The sequence below is a fragment of the Kiloniella sp. genome, from assembly GCF_965205715.1.
GTDB lineage: Bacteria > Pseudomonadota > Alphaproteobacteria > Kiloniellales > Kiloniellaceae > Kiloniella.
This window is the reverse complement of the sequence record NZ_CBDBHW010000008.1, coordinates 17,542-34,136: the sequence shown is the minus strand read 5'-3', so window position 1 is coordinate 34,136 and position 16,595 is coordinate 17,542. Positions and strand designations below refer to the sequence as shown.

The 16,595-nt window shown below is 46.0% G+C and carries 17 protein-coding genes; 9 read left to right on the top strand and 8 right to left on the bottom strand.

The genetic code is table 11. The annotated features are described in order from the left end of the window. Positions 1–25: 25 nt before the first annotated feature. The 3 genes from ACOGW3_RS08590 to ACOGW3_RS08580 form a co-directional block, all read right to left on the bottom strand. A complete protein-coding gene (locus tag ACOGW3_RS08590) occupies positions 26–1,072 on the bottom strand; it encodes a YeiH family protein (protein ID WP_419902589.1) in 1,047 nt (348 codons plus the stop codon). Between the two features lie 129 nt (positions 1,073–1,201). Further along, positions 1,202–1,474, bottom strand: coding sequence for a DUF6356 family protein (locus ACOGW3_RS08585; RefSeq protein WP_419902588.1), 273 nt, complete (start codon positions 1,472–1,474; stop codon positions 1,202–1,204). 226 nt (positions 1,475–1,700) lie between these two features. Further along, a complete protein-coding gene (locus ACOGW3_RS08580) occupies positions 1,701–2,933 on the bottom strand; it encodes an ISL3 family transposase (RefSeq protein WP_419901077.1) in 1,233 nt (410 codons plus the stop codon). Here ACOGW3_RS08580 and ACOGW3_RS08575 point away from each other — a divergent pair. The 3 genes from ACOGW3_RS08575 to ACOGW3_RS08565 all read left to right on the top strand — a co-directional run bounded on the left by ACOGW3_RS08575 (position 2,920) and on the right by ACOGW3_RS08565 (position 4,874). Then, a complete protein-coding gene (locus tag ACOGW3_RS08575) occupies positions 2,920–3,045 on the top strand; it encodes a hypothetical protein (protein WP_419902782.1) in 126 nt (41 codons plus the stop codon). The genes ACOGW3_RS08580 and ACOGW3_RS08575 overlap by 14 nt on opposite strands. A 101-nt stretch (positions 3,046–3,146) precedes the next feature. Continuing rightward, complete coding sequence (locus ACOGW3_RS08570; protein ID WP_419902776.1) at positions 3,147–3,434, top strand: Lrp/AsnC family transcriptional regulator; 288 nt, start codon at positions 3,147–3,149, stop codon at positions 3,432–3,434. Between the two features lie 138 nt (positions 3,435–3,572). After that, positions 3,573–4,874 carry an NAD(P)/FAD-dependent oxidoreductase gene (locus ACOGW3_RS08565; protein WP_419902587.1) on the top strand — a complete coding sequence of 434 codons (1,302 nt, stop codon included), beginning with the start codon at positions 3,573–3,575 and terminating at the stop codon, positions 4,872–4,874. Positions 4,875–4,935: 61 nt separating this feature from the next. On the opposite strand, the gene ACOGW3_RS08560 is transcribed toward ACOGW3_RS08565, so the two are convergent. Next, positions 4,936–5,556: a LysE family translocator gene (locus ACOGW3_RS08560; protein WP_419902586.1), complete on the bottom strand. Its 621-nt coding sequence runs from the start codon at positions 5,554–5,556 to the stop codon at positions 4,936–4,938. Positions 5,557–5,841: 285 nt separating this feature from the next. Between ACOGW3_RS08560 and ACOGW3_RS08555 the strand changes: the two genes are divergently transcribed. The 4 genes from ACOGW3_RS08555 to ACOGW3_RS08540 all read left to right on the top strand — a co-directional run bounded on the left by ACOGW3_RS08555 (position 5,842) and on the right by ACOGW3_RS08540 (position 10,712). Further along, positions 5,842–7,662, top strand: coding sequence for an ATP-binding protein (locus tag ACOGW3_RS08555; RefSeq protein WP_419902585.1), 1,821 nt, complete (start codon positions 5,842–5,844; stop codon positions 7,660–7,662). Positions 7,663–7,877: 215 nt separating this feature from the next. Next, entirely contained in the window at positions 7,878–9,005 is a 1,128-nt protein-coding gene (locus ACOGW3_RS08550; protein WP_419902584.1) for an aminotransferase class V-fold PLP-dependent enzyme, read from the top strand. A gap of 168 nt (positions 9,006–9,173) precedes the next feature. Continuing rightward, complete coding sequence (locus ACOGW3_RS08545) at positions 9,174–10,157, top strand: GlxA family transcriptional regulator (protein ID WP_419902583.1); 984 nt, start codon at positions 9,174–9,176, stop codon at positions 10,155–10,157. 90 nt (positions 10,158–10,247) lie between these two features. Further along, the gene (locus ACOGW3_RS08540; RefSeq protein WP_419902582.1) at positions 10,248–10,712 is read left to right on the top strand and encodes a hypothetical protein; all 465 of its coding nucleotides are present in this window, start codon (positions 10,248–10,250) and stop codon (positions 10,710–10,712) included. Between the two features lie 21 nt (positions 10,713–10,733). On the opposite strand, the gene ACOGW3_RS08535 is transcribed toward ACOGW3_RS08540, so the two are convergent. The 4 genes from ACOGW3_RS08535 to ACOGW3_RS08520 are packed head-to-tail and all read right to left on the bottom strand — an operon-like array spanning position 10,734 to position 14,811. Further along, entirely contained in the window at positions 10,734–11,699 is a 966-nt protein-coding gene (locus ACOGW3_RS08535; RefSeq protein WP_419902581.1) for a metal ABC transporter permease, read from the bottom strand. After that, positions 11,699–12,949: a metal ABC transporter permease gene (locus ACOGW3_RS08530; RefSeq protein ID WP_419902580.1), complete on the bottom strand. Its 1,251-nt coding sequence runs from the start codon at positions 12,947–12,949 to the stop codon at positions 11,699–11,701. Before ACOGW3_RS08530 ends, ACOGW3_RS08535 begins: the two co-directional genes overlap by 1 nt. A 49-nt stretch (positions 12,950–12,998) precedes the next feature. Continuing rightward, positions 12,999–13,811, bottom strand: coding sequence for a metal ABC transporter ATP-binding protein (locus tag ACOGW3_RS08525; protein ID WP_419902579.1), 813 nt, complete (start codon positions 13,809–13,811; stop codon positions 12,999–13,001). Between the two features lie 19 nt (positions 13,812–13,830). Further along, positions 13,831–14,811 carry a metal ABC transporter solute-binding protein, Zn/Mn family gene (locus tag ACOGW3_RS08520; RefSeq protein ID WP_419902578.1) on the bottom strand — a complete coding sequence of 327 codons (981 nt, stop codon included), beginning with the start codon at positions 14,809–14,811 and terminating at the stop codon, positions 13,831–13,833. Positions 14,812–15,169: 358 nt separating this feature from the next. Here ACOGW3_RS08520 and mntR point away from each other — a divergent pair, with 358 nt between their 5' ends. Continuing rightward, positions 15,170–15,637 carry a manganese-binding transcriptional regulator MntR gene (gene mntR / locus ACOGW3_RS08515; protein WP_419902577.1) on the top strand — a complete coding sequence of 156 codons (468 nt, stop codon included), beginning with the start codon at positions 15,170–15,172 and terminating at the stop codon, positions 15,635–15,637. A gap of 192 nt (positions 15,638–15,829) precedes the next feature. Continuing rightward, positions 15,830–16,435, top strand: coding sequence for a superoxide dismutase (locus ACOGW3_RS08510; RefSeq protein WP_419902576.1), 606 nt, complete (start codon positions 15,830–15,832; stop codon positions 16,433–16,435). Positions 16,436–16,595 lie beyond the last annotated feature (160 nt).

Sequence of the window (16,595 nt, the reverse complement as noted above, 5' to 3'; positions counted from 1 at the left end):
TAGAAGTATTTAGTATTAGCGCATATCACCGCATTAAGAATATACTCGCGACGATAATCCCAGCGATTATGAGGGTTTCTACCACCACCAAAATAAGCGCTTGGTGCCCAACCTGTAGTACATCGCGAAGGGACGTCTTGAGGCCGACGGCTGCGATCGCGGTTACCAGACACCACCTTGAAAGCTCGGAGAGTTGGTAAATAATCTGCTCTGATAGAAGGCCTGTAGAACTCAGGCCGGTAAACGCGATAAAGCCGATCAAAAAGAGTGGGGGCAGGTAAGCTTTCACTTTGTTCTGGCTGGTCTGCTTGAAGATAGTGGTTACAAACAGCGTTATTGGAACCAGCAAAGCGACCCGGAATAGTTTGGCGACAGTTGCAGAATCTCCTGCTTCAGGAGAGATGGAATAGCCTGCCCCTACGACCTGAGCGACATCGTGGATCGTTCCGCCGATAAAGAAGCCGGACTCTTCAGGGCTCATGTTTAGCCACAGTGCAAATGGCGGGTAGAGAATCATGGCCATGGTGCTAAGCGTTGTGACCGCAACGACAGCAAAAAGGGTTGTCCGCTCCCTGTTTTCAGATGGGGGCATGGCAGCAGATATCGCAAGAGCTGCTGATGCACCACAAATCGCTGTAGATCCGCCCGTTAAAAGTCCAAAACGTTTATCAAAACCAAACAGGCGGGCTAACAAGACACCAGAAATAATGGTTACAATGACAGCGAGTACAAGGATGAGGGTTGAGTTTAGGCCGAGCTGAGAGATTTGGTCGAGGCCAATCCTGGCACCTAGCAAAGCAACGCCGATCCTGAGAACGGTTCTGCCAGTAAACTCGATTCCAGGCTTGGCAGATGATCCCTCGATCAGAGAGTTGAGGCTCATTCCAAATAAAAGTGCGTAGAGAAGTGTGGGGCCACCGTGATGATCAGAAATAAAAGTCGCTGCAAAGGCGAGGACCACTGAGAGAATTATCCCGGGCATCAGCGTTCTGAATTGGGAATATTTCTCTGCACCGAAGATTAGTATAGGCATGACGTGTTCAGTTCGACATTCATAAGGTAGGGATTGCATTAGCATTGATCATAGTAATTATCTACGAACAAATTGCAGGAATGTCTGATAATAAGAAAATCTAATAAAGGGCTTTCTATAAACTAAAGAAGAGGCCCTTTGTAATAGTCTTGTTTATCGCACTCTATATTAAGATGCGTTTTTGACCTCTGTATTATCCAGAGAAATGTTTTGTTTCGCTTGGTTGCGCATACGGTTTTGAACCATACGGTCATAAAGCTTTGTCACCATCTGACTGCCGGTTTTTTCAAAAGCGCCAGGAATAAAGGCATGACAGAGACACACGAAAAACCCGATACCCATATTAAATGAAAAATAGAGCGCCTGCCCCATGTGTTCAAAATAAGTTTCATTCACGGACTGTGGGTGGTCGGTAAAGAGGCTATCCAATAGTTTTTTCATAAAATTCACCAAGTCTTTTTTAGTTTGTTTGTTGTTTGTTTTCTTAATGTATATTGACGAGATGGATAATTTTTCTCATTCTTCAGGCTAATTTCCTTAAATGTTGTGAAATTTTCACAAGAAAGTTTGAAAATGAAGTTGGATGAGATTGATTTGCGGATTTTAAAGGAGCTGCAGCGTGATTCGAGTAGGGCAGCTTGGCACTTCTCCGCTTTGTTGAGTAGATTTAGGATTTCAAATAGAGCATAGATTGATTATCTGGAATGGATGATTGTCTAATTTTGAGTTTGAAGTATTCGGTATCCTTGATGCCTCTGGCTCGCTTACGGATCATTCCTATACTGACATTACCAGCCTCTATCCTGGCGCTTGTGAGCTTGTGTTTGGCGTAGTTGCAGATGCCCACACAATGTTTCCGTAGGGATTTCGCGAACTTTTTTAGATAGAGCATCTGTGACTGATCTGCTATCAGGCACCAACGTTCCAGTTGCTCCGCCATCGCCTCAAATGAAGCGGCACTCCACAGCAGCTGAAGCTGTTCTTTCAAGACGTAAAGTGCATTCAGGTTGCTATTGCTCTCCAGCAACCTTTGCAGCTTGTCACTTTGTTTTTCACTCAACTTATCCGCATTTTTGAGCAACAGATAATGTGTCCCTTTCATCAACTCTTTACCACTTGGATCGGCCTTTCTGAACTCAAGTCGACGCTGATTATGGATAGCTTTGCTGTAGTTTTTCATGACGTGGAAACGGTCAAATACTATGTCGGCCAACGGCAAGGACTCTCTGACAGCCTTTTGGTAGGCAGGCCCCATATCCATCGCTACGGCCTTTATTTTGCAGGCTGTATCTGGTTGCAGTTGTTTCAAAAACCTTGAAAAAACCTCGGCAGTTCGGCCTGCTTCAACCCAGATCAGATGACCGCCAACCATATCGTAGACCACCGTCATGTAGTCATGACCTTTCGCCCGGGCAACTTCATCTACACCAATATATTCCAAGCCAGTTAGCTCTGCAGGATCAAGCGTAGGGAGAGTTTCAATAAGGTATGCCCTGTCGATATTCTTGACCGTTTCCCATCGTATATCCAAATGTCTGGAAACCGCTTGAATAGACATATGCCGACATAATCCACTGATCAGTCGGCAAAATCGGTGAGTGAAACGGCACCCTTTATCAACAAAATCACACCCCTCAATGCGGCGTTCGCCCTTGTTAATATAAACCTGCGCCAGCTCAATCTCGACCACACAAGGATACCCAAAAAGGGGGATGTCGTTTACTTGTCGGCGGACATGCTGGTTGATGCTTCCCTTCTGGCCTGTAGCAGGGTCTATAGCCCTCCTACGCGCGTCTCGGCTGCAGTGAATGACAATCTTAACACCGCCGTCATCCAGTTTAATTTCATTTACACGTTGCCCTTTGAGGCCTAAAATATGCTGCGAGATGTTGATTGTCATATACCTGCTCTATGTAAAGTTATCAGAAACCATACATATCAACAGGTTACTTGGCGGTCGGCATCTTTTTCTACTCAACAAAGCGGAGAAGAGCCGGCAGCTTCAGAGATAGCTGAAATTGTTAACCTGTCGACAAATGCCTGCTGGCGCCGCATCAAATTACTTCAGGAAAACGGTGTCATTAAAAAGCAGGTTGCTCTGGTTGACCCCGCGATGGTCGATAAAGGGCTGACGGTCTTTGTAGAAATTAGGACTGCGCAACACGGTGATGGTTGGCTGGAAAAATTTTCTGAAGGGGTGAGTAAAATAGATGAGGTTGTGGAATTCCATCGTCTCAATGGAAATGTAGATTATCTTTTGAAAATTCTTGTCGCCAGTATTGAAGACTATGATCGGGTTTATAAGAAAATTATTCGAACCGCTCCCCTGCACGACGTTACGTCTTATTTCTCGATGGAGAAGATCAAAGAAACAACGGAAATTCCCCTTGATAAAAGGTAACTAAATCGGTTTGCAAAAATAACTTACGTTTGAAGAGAATTCTCGCTTCCTATTATTCGCCGGTCATGGCAGCATACTAAATATTGCATAAAATATACGAGTCTCTTCGCAAACTTCCCCAGAAAATAGAGTATGGCCATGACTGGACCGCAAGCATTCACACACCGTCCTTACTGGTGGGCGGATTCACGCTTTGAACCCGATCGTTTTTCACAAGAAACGATGCCACCGAATAAGGCAGACGTTATCGTTGTCGGCGCAGGTTATACCGGGCTGTCCGCCGCGGTTACTCTCGCCCGGGCGGGACGTAATGTTGTTGTTTTGGAGGCTGAAAGGCCGGGTTGGGGGTGCTCTTCTCGAAATGGGGGGCTGCTTGGCCCCAGCTTTCATAAGCTCGGTCTTAAGGGGCTTGAACAAGCCTATGGGAAAGATAAAGCCAAAGCGATAATGCGTGAGAGCCTGGATTGCATGCGCTCATTGGTTTCCTTTATCAAGGAAGAAGGGATCGATTGTGAGCTCAACATGCGCGGTCGTTTTCGAGGGGCGGCACATCCCAAACATTACGATAGCCTCGCGCGCCAAGTTGAAACGATGCAAAAAGAACTTGGCCTGAAAACCCACATGGTGACCAAAGCTGATCAGCATCGGGAAATTGGATCTGACCTCTACCATGGTGGTGCGATATACGAAGAGGACGGAACTCTTCAACCGGCTCTATTGGTTCAGGCCTTATTGAAAAAAGCGACAGACGCTGGTGCCAGTATTTATGGAGGTCAGAGTGTTCTCGATATTTCTGGTGCTGAAGGGCAGCTGGAAGTTCGAACTGAAACTTCGGTTGTTCAGGCCAAAAATGTGATTGTTGCGACCAACGGATATACGCCAAAGCACCTTAAGTGGTTTAGCCGGCGACTGATACCAATCCGTTCTGCTGTGATTTCAACTGAAGAATTGTCCGAAGATAAAGTCCGGGAGCTCTCTCCAAATCTTCGCGGGCATGGCGACACGCATCGGCTGGTCTTTTATTATCGCCCATCTCCTGATGGAAAAAGAATGGTCTTTGGGGGGAGAGCCGGAAGCCTTAAAGAAAATCCAAAGGAATACGTGAATCATCTAGGTTCTGCGATGCGCCGGATATATCCGCAGCTTGAAACCACGAAGGTGGAGTATGGCTGGTCAGGCGTTGTCGCCTATACGTTTGATCATGCACCACATGTTGGTAAGGTGGAAGGTGTCCACTATGCGATGGGGTATTGTGGATCGGGTGTTGGGCGCGCGGTCTATTTTGGGCGAAAAACAGCGCTTAAAGTTCTCGGGGATCCAGATGGTCACACCGAACTGGATGACTTGTCATTCGATAGCAAGCCTTTTTATAACGGCACACCCTGGTTTATGCCAATGATGATCCGCTGGCATGATTTCGCCGATAGAATGGGGTGGTAGAAAACTTTATACCAAGCGCATAAATCATGATCCTTTTCTGGACCGTATGTGCGGCTTGGTATTAACGCTGTGCCGTAGCCAATAGAGCGCCAAAACCCATAAAAGTAGCGCCGAGTACCCGCCGTACAATACGAATGCGTTTAATGTCGCTCATAAAGCCTCTTAAACGTCCGCCCATTACAGCGATTATTAAATGATTGAGAAAACAAAGAGCCGCGTAAGTTACCGAAAGAATTATAGCTTGTAGGACGGGACTTCCTTCTGAAGACATAAACGGAGGGAAAAGCGCGATTATGACAACGATAGCCTTTGGGTTTGTCACTGATACGAATAAAGCCGTGGAAAAGAGTTTAAATTTATTTGGTGAAACGACACCCCTGTCATTTGAGCCCATACTGCTTTTATCCCGCCAGGTTTTGATTCCAAGCCATATCAGATAACCTGCGCCAATGAATTTCAATATGGTAAAGGCGATAGCAGACGTAACCATCAAAGCGCCCAACCCAATTGCTGTCGCCAAGCCTAGTATCATTAATCCAACCGCATTACCTGTTGCAGACCAAATTGTCGCTTTGCCGCCATAGCGTATGGTGTTGGAAAGAGCTAAGAATACGCCAGGGCCAGGGCTTATTGCCGGCGCTAAACTGATGGCAACAAAAAGTAACCAAGTTTCTAATGACATTTGAGTATTACCAGGTGAATAATTATCGGAAGAGATGGGATGTGAGGAAGGTCTTCATATTGAGCTGGGTAAAGCGTCTTTGCAAGTGGTTGCTTAACTAATTTATACCCTTGTTGCCCTCTCAATTTTTATTATCTCTTACCTGTAATGATATTCCTTTTATTGATAAAATTTCAACTTTAGTTACTTTTTCTACGAAAATTTCCCTGTAACCGTGTTATTTTGATTACGTCACCATCTCGTGAGTGCTCAATGATGGATGTTTTTGTGAACGGGGTTTAATGAATGCGCAGGTATGGTGTTATCGAGCGGAGAGTAGCTTTTGCTTTGGCAATGTCTTTGCTTTTAGCATCTATTGCGGGTGGGTTATTGATTACGTCTGTATTCTCACTAAGAGAATTTGAACGGTCCGGTTATCAAAATACCGGATGGGATGTGTATAGTGTTCAATCGGAATATTACCGACTATTGAATAGCCTTCATGAGGCAGATCCGAAAACCGAAGGTATTCGAGACACGATTAGCAATCGTTATGATGTGTTTGTGACTAAAGTCGAAGCCATCAAAAAAGGCACGACCCGCAGAATTCTGGAAAATGAAGCGTTCTTTAATAATGGAATAAGGCGGCTTGATAATCTTACATTGCGATTAGGCCAATTTTCAAAAAATACAGATATCCCCACTGACCGATATATCGCAACAATGATTAGAGAATTGGGGTCGTTTGATAGTGTCATCAGAAATTTTATCTCTGATAGCCGTAAAGTCCTCAACCAAAATAACTATAAAGGCCGTGCGAAAGTCGCTCAGTTATATGGGTGGGTGTTGGTATCCATCATACTGCTTTTTGGTGTTCTTGCCCTCATGTTCTTCCTCATGTTCCGGCAAATGCAGACCATTCAGGGGTCAAAGGATGTTGCTGAGCGCGCCAATCTCGCCATGAGTGAATTTTTGGCGACTATGAGCCATGAAATTCGGACCCCGATGAACGGGATCTTAGGAATGACACATGTGTTATTGGCGGAAGAGCCTGATTCTCGGCTGAGAGATCAGTTAGAGATCATCCGCGAATCAGGCAGTATTTTGATGGGGCTGCTGAATGATATTCTGGATATTTCCAAAATAGAGGCAAAGCTGCTTAAGGTGGAAGAGCGTGATTTTGACTTCCTTGCCTTGGTGAAGGCTGCTTACACTTTGTGGAAGCCACGGGCAGCAAGCAAGTCTTTGAATTTAGAGTTTGTGATAGCAGATGACATGCCAAGACTGCTTCACGCTGATCCTCTTCGGTTGAGGCAGATTCTGTATAATTTGGTTAGTAACGCGATAAATTATACAGAAGAGGGCGGCGTCAAGATTGCGGTGTCTTATGAGCCAAGGGACGATGGTCGCATAGACTTGATGCTGTCAGTGCACGATTCTGGGCCCGGTATCGCCCAAGAGGAAGTTTCGCGGCTGTTTGATAAGTTCACCCAGGGTCATGCTCAACACGCGCGACGTTTCGGTGGTACAGGACTTGGTTTGGCAATTTGTAAAGAGCTCGCCAAACTTATGGGGGGAGACATTATTGTCGAGAGCAATGAAGGGCAGGGGAGCCGTTTTTCTCTTATTTTACCGTGTGCTCGGGGGCAACGCGAAGCTGTTGTGGAACAAAAGGAAGAAAATTTAAATGTCATATTGCAGCCAGAGCCGAGCCAGCCTTCATTGCGTGTTTTGGTTGTTGAGGACAATGAAATCAATCGCTTTGTCTTGAGTACAATGCTCAGTAAAGCAGGGCATGATGTTGATTTGGTGACCAATGGTCTGGAAGCCGTAAAGGCCGTACAAAACCGAAGTTATGATCTGATTTTCATGGATATTCAAATGCCGGAGATGGACGGGATAGAAGCCACAGAAAAAATCAGAGGTATGGAGCTGGATTCAGCCAGTGTTTTCATCGTGGCACTTACTGCCAATGCAATGGAAGGTGATCGAGAAAATTATTTGGCTGCGGGGATGGATGATTATCTCTCAAAGCCAATATCCCCGGCTGACTTACGAAATGTGCTCCGAGCAGCGACGGAAAAAAGTCGAGATTATTATGCAACAAGCGAAGTTGTAGCCAGTTAAACGCCCATTAAATGTCGGTTAAATGCCTATTAAAGTCTTGGGTGAGCAAAGACGATTTAGGCCACTTTTGCGTATACGGCACAATTCCTGATCCTATTTCGAGCTTTTTGATAAATGCGCTAAGGCCTAATCTCTCCCTAAATATTATTAGTCATTAATGAGGGATTTTATCCATGGCTGGCCGCAATTCGCTTTTCATACCTGGACCAACGAATATGCCCGAGCACATTCGTTTGGCAATGGACATCAATACTGAAGATCACCGGGCAGCTTCTGCGCCTGATTTCATGGTGCCCCTATTTGAAGATCTCAAAAAAGTCTTCCGTACCGAAAAGGGGGAAGTCGTGGTTTTCCCTTCTTCTGGTACAGGCGGATGGGAAGCCGCAATTACCAATACTTTGTCCCCGGGGGATAAAATTCTGACCGCTCGTTTTGGTCAGTTCTCAAGCCTATGGATTGATTCATGCCGCGCATTGGGTATTGAAGTTGAAGATATTGATGTTCCTTGGGGCGAAGGCGCACCAGTTGGAGCGATCGCTGAGCGTCTGGCTGCTGATAGCAATCATGAGATCAAAGGGGTTGTGGTTTGTCACAACGAAACCGCAACAGGCGTAACATCTGACATCAAGGGCGTGCGTCAGGCTATGGATGCCTCTAATCACCCAGCGCTTCTCTATGTTGATGGAATCAGTTCTATCGGAGCCATTGAATTTGAAATGGATGCCTGGGGTGTAGATCTTGCTGTTGCCGGTTCTCAAAAGGGCTTTATGCTGCCGACAGGTCTTGGAATTGTCGGTGTGAGCCAGAAAGCACTTGCTGCTGGCGAAACCGCAACCTGTCCCCGGTTCTATTTCGATTTCAAATTGATGATTAATCAAACCCGCACGGGTTTTGGTCCTTATACACCTGCTATGGGACTCCTTCGTGGCCTTCGCGCTTCTGTTGATACCTTGCTTGCTGAAGGTATGGAGAATGTCTGGAGCCGTCATAAGCGTTTGGCTGAAGGTGTTCGTCGCGCAGTAAGTGCATGGGGTCTTACAACCTGTGCTAAAACAGCTGAATGGCAGTCTGACACTGTGACAGGCGTTATGGTTCCTGATCATATCGATGGCCAGGAAATCGTTAAACGCGCTTACACCGATTACAATCTGTCTCTTGGTGGTGGTCTGGCGCTGGTTGCGGGGAAACTCTTCCGTATTGGACATCTTGGTGATTTGAATGAGTGCATGCTCTTCAGCGCTCTTGGTGGAGCCGAGATGGTCATGCGCGACATGGGCATGGATATCGAACCGGGTAAAGGTGTCGGTGCTGCAGTCGAGTACTGGAGCCAGAATAAAAAATAATAGCTATTAGAGAGCTGTTTAAGAAAAAAGGCTGCTGTGATGCAGCCTTTTTTTGTTTGATCTCTTGATCGTTATGCAAAGCCGATTTAGAAGTAAGTTTGTCGTTTTTGCTGAAAAGCGACATGCTTGTTATGGTAAGTGTTCTATAATGTAACGATAGAGAAAACGATGTTTCCAGAACCTAAAGAAGGATCAACACGGCGCGTTGGGTTTTTACTTTTGCCTGGATTTTCGATGAATTCTTTTACTTTTGCGATGGAACCCTTACGGGTGGCCAACAAAGTTGCCAGAAAAGAATTATATGATTGTCCCGTCTATTCATTAGATGGGTTAAATGTCGAAGCCTCCAATGGATTACGTTTAGAGGTTCTGGGAAATCTTAATCAGGCCGGTGTTCCTGAAAATATCATTCTCTGTGGTGGTCACAATACTTCTGCTTTTGATCCAGAAAATCTGATTTCTTGGCTTCGGACCCTTGGTCGTCAGGGCAAAGTCATCGGTGCTCTTTATACGGCTTCTTATTATCTGGCAAAAGCGGGATTGATAGATAATTCAAAGTGCGCTGTTCATTGGGAATACCTCTCTGCCTTCAACGAAACATTTCCAGAAATAGAAACATCGAACGAATTATTCGAAGTAAGCTCTAAGGGCTTTACCTGTGTCGGTGGGACTGCTGGGCTCGATATGATGTTGAATTTTATCTCTGACCTGCATGGTTTTGAACTGGCCAGAATGGTTGCAGATCAATTTGTCCACGAACGCATCCGTGATCGTCGTGAGTTCCAATATTTTGGCCTTTCGGCACGATATTCTATCCAGGATCAACGCTTGCTTAGGGTCATACAGATAATGGAAGATCATCTGGAAGAGCCTTTGGGGCTGGAAGAACTCTCAAAGATTGCCGGGTCATCACGGCGTCAGTTAGAGCGCATGTTCAGTAAGCAGTTTAACAAATCACCCGCAAGGTATTATAGCGAACTCAGGCTTTATCGAAGCCGCCAGTTGATTATGCAAACCAAGATGCGAATTATCGAAGTCGCTTTGGCTTGTGGATATAACTCTTCGGCTCATTTTTCGAGATGTTATCGTAACTTTTTTGGTTGTACTCCTTTGTCAGAGAGAAAATTGCCAGCCGCAGGAGAACAAATTTAGGCCCAACAAAGAATGTAGGTATAAATACTGGATCCTATTTTTGCCTCTTTTTCCCTATAATGTCCCAATTGAACAATAAAAAGGTGCGAGATGATGACGTCATTTATGTATAGATATCTAGGGGCTGTAGCTTTAGCCTTTACCCTGGGTATTGCTGCATCTGGTCTCTTGGTAACGAAAGCTCAGGCTTCGCAAAATTCTCAAGCGGACGTTTTAGAGGGTGTCATCAGCGATATCGAAAAAACCGTAATCAATCGCTATTTTGGCAAAGGTGATCTTTCTACAGGGAAGTCAAAAAAGAATAAGGGGAAGAAAAAAGGTCTTCCTCCCGGTCTCGCAAAAAAAGGAAGTCTTCCTCCAGGGCTGCAAAAGCAACTGGATGAAAATGGCTCATTGCCGCCTGGTTTAGCGAAGCGGGATCTTCCCTACAGCTTGAGAAGCAATCTACCACGGCGTAAAAACAGTAAGTTTGTTATTGTCGATGATGATGTTGTTCTCATTGATATATTGACCAATAAAGCCCTGGATGTCCTGGAGAATGTACTAAATAAGTGAGAACGTATTGAATAAATAGTCTCAACTAGCTGTTGGCGATTGCATTGCTTTTCTTTGCTTGAGAAAGCGCCCAAGGGTTCCGTGGTTGGGTGCGAATACCATGGAAATACCTTGGAGAACACACGCGATCACAGCGATCATTCCTGCAGCATTAAGGGCGTAGTTGGCCCCGAGTAAAAATGGGCCAAAAGCAGCAAGGAGATACCCAAGGGATCCGGACAAGACCGCAAATACGGCTGAGAGTATGAGCTGAGAGCTGAGGCGGTCCGTCCACATCCTGGCCGTAGCTGCTGGACAGATAAACATCGCAATTACCAGTATTGATCCGACAGCATCAAAAGCTGCTACAGCTGAAGTCGCTGTAACAATTATCAGCCCAATGCTGATATACTTCGCATTAAAGCCTAATGATGTTGCCATTGCAGGATCAAAGGTTGAAATCTTCAACTCTTTGAAAAAGATAACGATGATGAGGAAGACGGCAAACGTAACGATGCCTAAGCGACGGATGCTGCCGGGCATTTGCTCAAAGCCATCTGCCGATAGAATGTCAGACCAGCCGTTCAAGCCAAACCACAACGTGGATTCCAAATTTCCATAAAGAGCATGCTCTACGTCCAGGTGAACACCAGAAGCCCCGGTTTGCTCTAGAATAAGCACACCAAGTGCGAACATAGAGGTGAACACAACACCCATAGCAGCACCGGGTTCGACATTCCCAAGCCGTCGAATGAGCTCAATCAATAAAGCCGAAAGAAGGGCGGCGCCCAAGGCCCCAAGAAGCATGGGGATTGTGTCCAGAGTTCCCGAAAGAAGGTAGCCGACCACGATCCCAGGAAGAACCACATGGCTCATGGCATCCCCGATCAGGCTTTGTTTTCTAAGAACGAGAAAATTCCCAGGTAATCCACAGCACAAGCCGGCTAGACAGGCGACAAGGAGGGCAGGAAAGTCGATCTGAAGGAAATCAGCGAGAGGCAAATCCATTAGCTGATATCCTTTAGGGAGCCAGAGACTACGTTTTGACTGGAAACCGTATTTTGACCTGAGATCGAATTTTCGAGCTCTTTTACTAAATCAAAAGAAAGCACGTCAGAAATCATGGCAAGCGACCATTTATTCTGAGCAAAGGCTTCTTCGGGATAATCGTTTAGGTATTGGTTCCATAGGGCTTGATCGTGGGCCATGTAAGACACCGTTTTCTGTCCTAAGGGCGTTATCTCTCCAGTGCTCTTGATAACACCTTCTCTTTTGAGAAGAAGGCGGGGAAGAAGAGAGAGGTTTTCTTGCCCCTTATCCAAAGAAAGTAACGCGCGCCGCCGGGTGATTTTTAAGCGGAAAGAAAACTGGCGTAAGGCAACCGCGACAATGCCGCGTTTGGGGGCAAAGAGAAGAGATAGGGTGAAGATCGACGTTGCTGTCAGCACAATTGTTGCCCCGGAAGGAAGGTCTGGGGTTAAGGCTGATAGAGCCGCACCGAGATAACAGCTTAAGCCGCCGGTGAAGGCAGAAATAGCAACCATTAGGCCCAGACGGTCGGTCCAGAACCTTGCCGCGACTGGAGGAATAATCACTAAAGCGATGATCAGAATGAGGCCGACGGTTTTTAGCCCAATAACAACAACAGCTAAAAGCAACGCCATCATCAGAAGGTCGATTTTACTCACGGCCCAACCGCGTGACGCAGCATAGTCTGGGTCGAAACAAACGAGGCCAAATTCCTTCATGAACAGGACAGCCAACACGGTAATGGCAAGAGCCGAAAACGCGATCATTTCAGCTTCGCTTTGTAACATGCTGGCGGTAGAGCCTAAGAGGTAGCTTTCAAGACCGGCTTGGCTGCCGCTTTTAAGCGTTTGGATGTAACTCATCAGGACGACGCCGAGTCCAAAAAAAGAACTCAGAACGGTTCCAATGGCAGAATCCTCAGGAAGCCTTGTGTTATCTTTGATCCATTGGACCAAGAGGACGCCTAGAATACCACTGAGCGTCGAGCCAATCATCAAAAAGGGCAGGCTTTTCCCCGTTCCTGTGAGGGCGAGAGCGACCAAAAATCCCAGTGTAATACCGGGCAAAGTTGCGTGACTGATGGCGTCACTGATAAGGGCGCGTTTTCTCAAAAGGGAAAAAACACCAACAACACCACCCGCGGTGCCAAGCAAACCAGAGCCCAACAAAACAACATTGGTATTGTAGCCGCTTTGGAAGCTTAAAATTTCAAAGAGGTCGTGAAGCACGGGCTCGCCTTCTAGATATGCTATATGAGATTGCCGCTATGAGATGGGGTTATTCGCTGGCCATCGCGACAAGACCCGAGAGTTCTGAAGGGGCAAGTCGGCCACCATACGCACGTTGCAAGTTTTCCGATGTGAAAGCCTCTGCCATCGGGCCGCTTGCTACAGGGCGAACGTTGAGGATCAACGCGTGGTCGAAATAATCAGGAGCAGATTGCAAATCGTGATGGACGCAAATAACAGTTTTGCCCTGATCCTTTAGTTTTTTCAGAACGTTAATAATCGCGCGTTCCGTTGCGGCATCAACACCTACGAATGGCTCATCCATAAAATAAAGAGAAGCATCTTGGGCGAGGGCGCGAGCGAGAAAGACTCTCTGTTGCTGCCCCCCAGACAATTGCCCAATTTGGCGATCAGCAAAATCTGCCATGCCCACTTTATCAAGATAGGATAAAGCTTCTTCCTTGTGGGATTTTCTAATCGGTCGAAGCCAGCCAACTTTGCCATAAAGGCCCATTGTAACAACATCAAGTGCGGAAGCCGGGAAGTCCCAGTCAACACTTCCGCGTTGGGGGACGTAACCGATAAGCTTGCGTTGTTGGCTGACAGGTTTACCGTAAACGGTAATCTCGCCTGACAATTTGGGAATGAGCCCAAGGGCCGCTTTGATGAAGGTCGACTTCCCTGCTCCATTGGGGCCAACAACAGCAACAAGACCTTCTTCTGGGGCGACAAAAGAGAGATCCCAAACAACGGGTTTGTGGTGGTACGACACCGACAGTCCTTCGATGGCAAGGGGAGCCCGCTTTGCTTCTTCAGAAGATAGGTTTTTGTTTGGCTGAAGCTTTAGGAGTTTTGCGATCATCAGAGATATCCTCTTGGCCCTATTCAGCTGTTTTTTGAGCTAGGGTTAGTTGTTTACTCATCCCTGCGACAGGGGCAACACCACCCAAAGCACGGCTTATCACAGTCGAATTGTGGTCAAGCATGCCGATGTAAGTGCCTTCATAAGTCCCCGCTGGGCCCATGGCGTCTGAAAAAAGGGTCCCGCCAATTTCAATGGAATGTCCCCGAGCCTGTGCCCCTTCTATCAGGGCACGTACGTTACGGTCTGCGACCGAACTTTCAACAAAGACGGCTTTAAGATTGCGTGAAACGATGAGGTCGACAAGGTTTTCTATCTTTTTAAGTCCTGCTTCACTGGCGGTGCTAAGGCCTTGAATGCCAATTACTTCAAAGCCATACGCCTGACCGAAATAGTTAAAAGCATCGTGGGCTGAAATAACAACGCGTTCGTTTTCAGGTACAGTGGCGAGTACAGTTTCTACGTAACCGTTGAGCTGTTCCAATTGTACAAGATATTCAGATGCATTCTTTTCATAAAAGGCAGCATTCTCAGGATCAAAAGTTTTGATCACTTCGAGAGCTTTACTCGTCACAGCCATCCATTTGCGAACATCCATCCACACATGCGGGTCGTTTTTATTTTTGTAATCCTGGCTTTTGAGGAGAAGGGATTTATCAATGGATTCGGCCAGAGCGACGACTGGCTTGTTTTGTGCCATGCGTTCTAACGCGTCTTCCATCTGGGCCTCAAGGTAGATCCCGTTGTAGAGGATGATGTCAGCTTTTGTTAATGCGGCTACGTCGTAACGATTCATGCGATAGGTGTGAGGATCAACGCCTTCACCCATGAGACTATCAACAACCATCTTGTCACCGACAATGTGGCCAAGAACGTCGGCGATTTGCGCAATCGTTGTAACAACAACAGGTTTTTCAGCCCGTGCAGTGTTGCTAATGGTAAGGCCTGAAAGGACAGTACATAACAATGCCATTAAAAATGTGAGCTTAATGCGGGGCATTTAAAATTCCTTCGCCAGTATTTACTCTGGGGGTTGTTGTCTTATGATAGTAATGTTGTAGTACGATTGATTTGTAGCCTAGGCTACGTTTCTTGTCAACGGCTATGCGAGAGAGGGTGATTGTTCACTTAAATGGTCGGTATTTAATGCTTTATGGTAATCAAAATCCTTGTTGAAGGACTGTTTGCAAAACGGTTACTGGAGCGATAGAAACGGGTAAAATTAACTTTGAAATAAAGTTGGGTGTAGGGGCGTTCCTTTTACATCAAGAGATCTTTCCTGTAAGTAAGGCTCTATACGTAAGACCCTGTGAAAGAAATTATAATATTCGAGAGTGGCGAAAGGTTTTAAATAGTCAATGACATCAAATTCTGCCCCGGAGAATTCAGATCTTGGTAATTCCGAACTTGAAGATGCTGGTCAACAGGCAGCGAAGTTTGAACGGGTCCGCGAAGCTCATAAAACCGAGGTCGCTGAAGACTATGTCGAACTAATCGATGACCTTATTAATGCGAACGGAGAAGCTCGGGTTGTTGAACTTGCCGAGCGCATGGGTGTTAGTCATGCCACTGTAAATAAAATAATTGCCAGACTACAACGCGAAGGCCTGGTTATTTCAAAGCCATACCGGTCAATATTTTTGACTGAGGAAGGGCGGCAAATGGCCTTGGCTGCCCGCCGGCGGCATGAAATTGTTGTGCGATTCTTAAAGGCTGCGGGTGTCAGTGATGCAACAGCAGAGATTGACGCTGAGGGGATTGAACACCATGTCAGTGAAGAGACATTAGATTGTCTGTCTTCGTTAACGCTAAAAATAGAAAAATAGCCCTTAATTTTGTCCGGAAAGACTAACATACTGCGTCTTTCATTTTAGCTCTTTTTAGGTGGTCGGAAATGAATATTACCTTTATTGGGATTTTCGCTTTTGAAGCCGGGGTGAAAAGAGCTAAGGTGCGGCAGAAATAAGAATAACCGATATTAAAATCCAAGATTAATATTATGAATTGGGGAATGACTCATGGCTCTTGAATTACCAGCTCTTCCATATGCTTACGATGCTTTGGGACCTTTTATGTCTTCTGAAACTCTAGAGTTTCACCACGACAAACATCACAATGCATATGTTGTGAACGGAAACAAGCTTCTTGCCGGTACAGATCTCGAAGGCAAGTCTTTGGAAGAAATCGTTAAAGGTTCTTTTGGCGATGCTTCTAAAGCCGGTATTTTTAACAATGCTGCTCAACACTGGAACCACATTGAGTTCTGGAACATGATGAAACCAAATGGTGGCGGTTCCATTCCGGGTGAACTTGAGAAAAAAATCATCGAAGATTTCGGTAGCGTTGATCAGTTCAAAGCCGATTTTGTAAACGCTGGTGTTACTCAATTCGGTTCTGGTTGGTGCTGGCTGGTTCTCGATGACAGTGGCAAACTTGCTGTGACTAAAACAGCAAACGGCGAAAACCCACTTGTAACGGGTGGTCACGCATTACTTGGTTGTGATGTATGGGAGCACTCTTATTACATCGATTATCGCAACGCGCGTCCAGATTACGTCAAAGCGTTTGTTGATAGCCTAGTTAACTGGGAATATGTAGCAGAGCGTTTCTCAAACGCCTCTTAATATCTCGGGTAAGAAAAATAAAAACGGTCCGAATTTCGGACCGTTTTTTTGTGTTTGTTTGGCGGATGAATTTTGGAATAGTGCCACCTGAAAGATGACCGAAAATCAAGGTGGTTTTCTTTCCCGGGCGATCCTGTTATTTTGCGTTAGAATTTTTACC

Bases quoted from the DNA above. Each gene is read 5' to 3' on its own strand.
- ACOGW3_RS08590 (WP_419902589.1), bottom strand. From the start codon at position 1,072: ATGCAATCCCTACCTTATGAATGTCGAACTGAACACGTCATGCCTATA.
- ACOGW3_RS08550 (WP_419902584.1), top strand. From the start codon at position 7,878: ATGCCCGAGCACATTCGTTTGGCAATGGACATCAATACTGAAGATCAC.
- ACOGW3_RS08570 (WP_419902776.1), top strand. From the start codon at position 3,147: ATGGTCGATAAAGGGCTGACGGTCTTTGTAGAAATTAGGACTGCGCAA.
- mntR (WP_419902577.1), top strand. From the start codon at position 15,170: ATGACATCAAATTCTGCCCCGGAGAATTCAGATCTTGGTAATTCCGAA.
- ACOGW3_RS08565 (WP_419902587.1), top strand. From the start codon at position 3,573: ATGACTGGACCGCAAGCATTCACACACCGTCCTTACTGGTGGGCGGAT.
- ACOGW3_RS08545 (WP_419902583.1), top strand. From the start codon at position 9,174: ATGTTTCCAGAACCTAAAGAAGGATCAACACGGCGCGTTGGGTTTTTA.
- ACOGW3_RS08510 (WP_419902576.1), top strand. From the start codon at position 15,830: ATGGCTCTTGAATTACCAGCTCTTCCATATGCTTACGATGCTTTGGGA.
- ACOGW3_RS08580 (WP_419901077.1), bottom strand. From the start codon at position 2,933: ATGACAATCAACATCTCGCAGCATATTTTAGGCCTCAAAGGGCAACGT.
- ACOGW3_RS08520 (WP_419902578.1), bottom strand. From the start codon at position 14,811: ATGCCCCGCATTAAGCTCACATTTTTAATGGCATTGTTATGTACTGTC.
- ACOGW3_RS08575 (WP_419902782.1), top strand. From the start codon at position 2,920: ATGTTGATTGTCATATACCTGCTCTATGTAAAGTTATCAGAAACCATA.
- ACOGW3_RS08585 (WP_419902588.1), bottom strand. From the start codon at position 1,474: ATGAAAAAACTATTGGATAGCCTCTTTACCGACCACCCACAGTCCGTG.
- ACOGW3_RS08555 (WP_419902585.1), top strand. From the start codon at position 5,842: ATGCGCAGGTATGGTGTTATCGAGCGGAGAGTAGCTTTTGCTTTGGCA.
- ACOGW3_RS08540 (WP_419902582.1), top strand. From the start codon at position 10,248: ATGATGACGTCATTTATGTATAGATATCTAGGGGCTGTAGCTTTAGCC.
- ACOGW3_RS08535 (WP_419902581.1), bottom strand. From the start codon at position 11,699: ATGGATTTGCCTCTCGCTGATTTCCTTCAGATCGACTTTCCTGCCCTC.
- ACOGW3_RS08560 (WP_419902586.1), bottom strand. From the start codon at position 5,556: ATGTCATTAGAAACTTGGTTACTTTTTGTTGCCATCAGTTTAGCGCCG.
- ACOGW3_RS08525 (WP_419902579.1), bottom strand. From the start codon at position 13,811: ATGATCGCAAAACTCCTAAAGCTTCAGCCAAACAAAAACCTATCTTCT.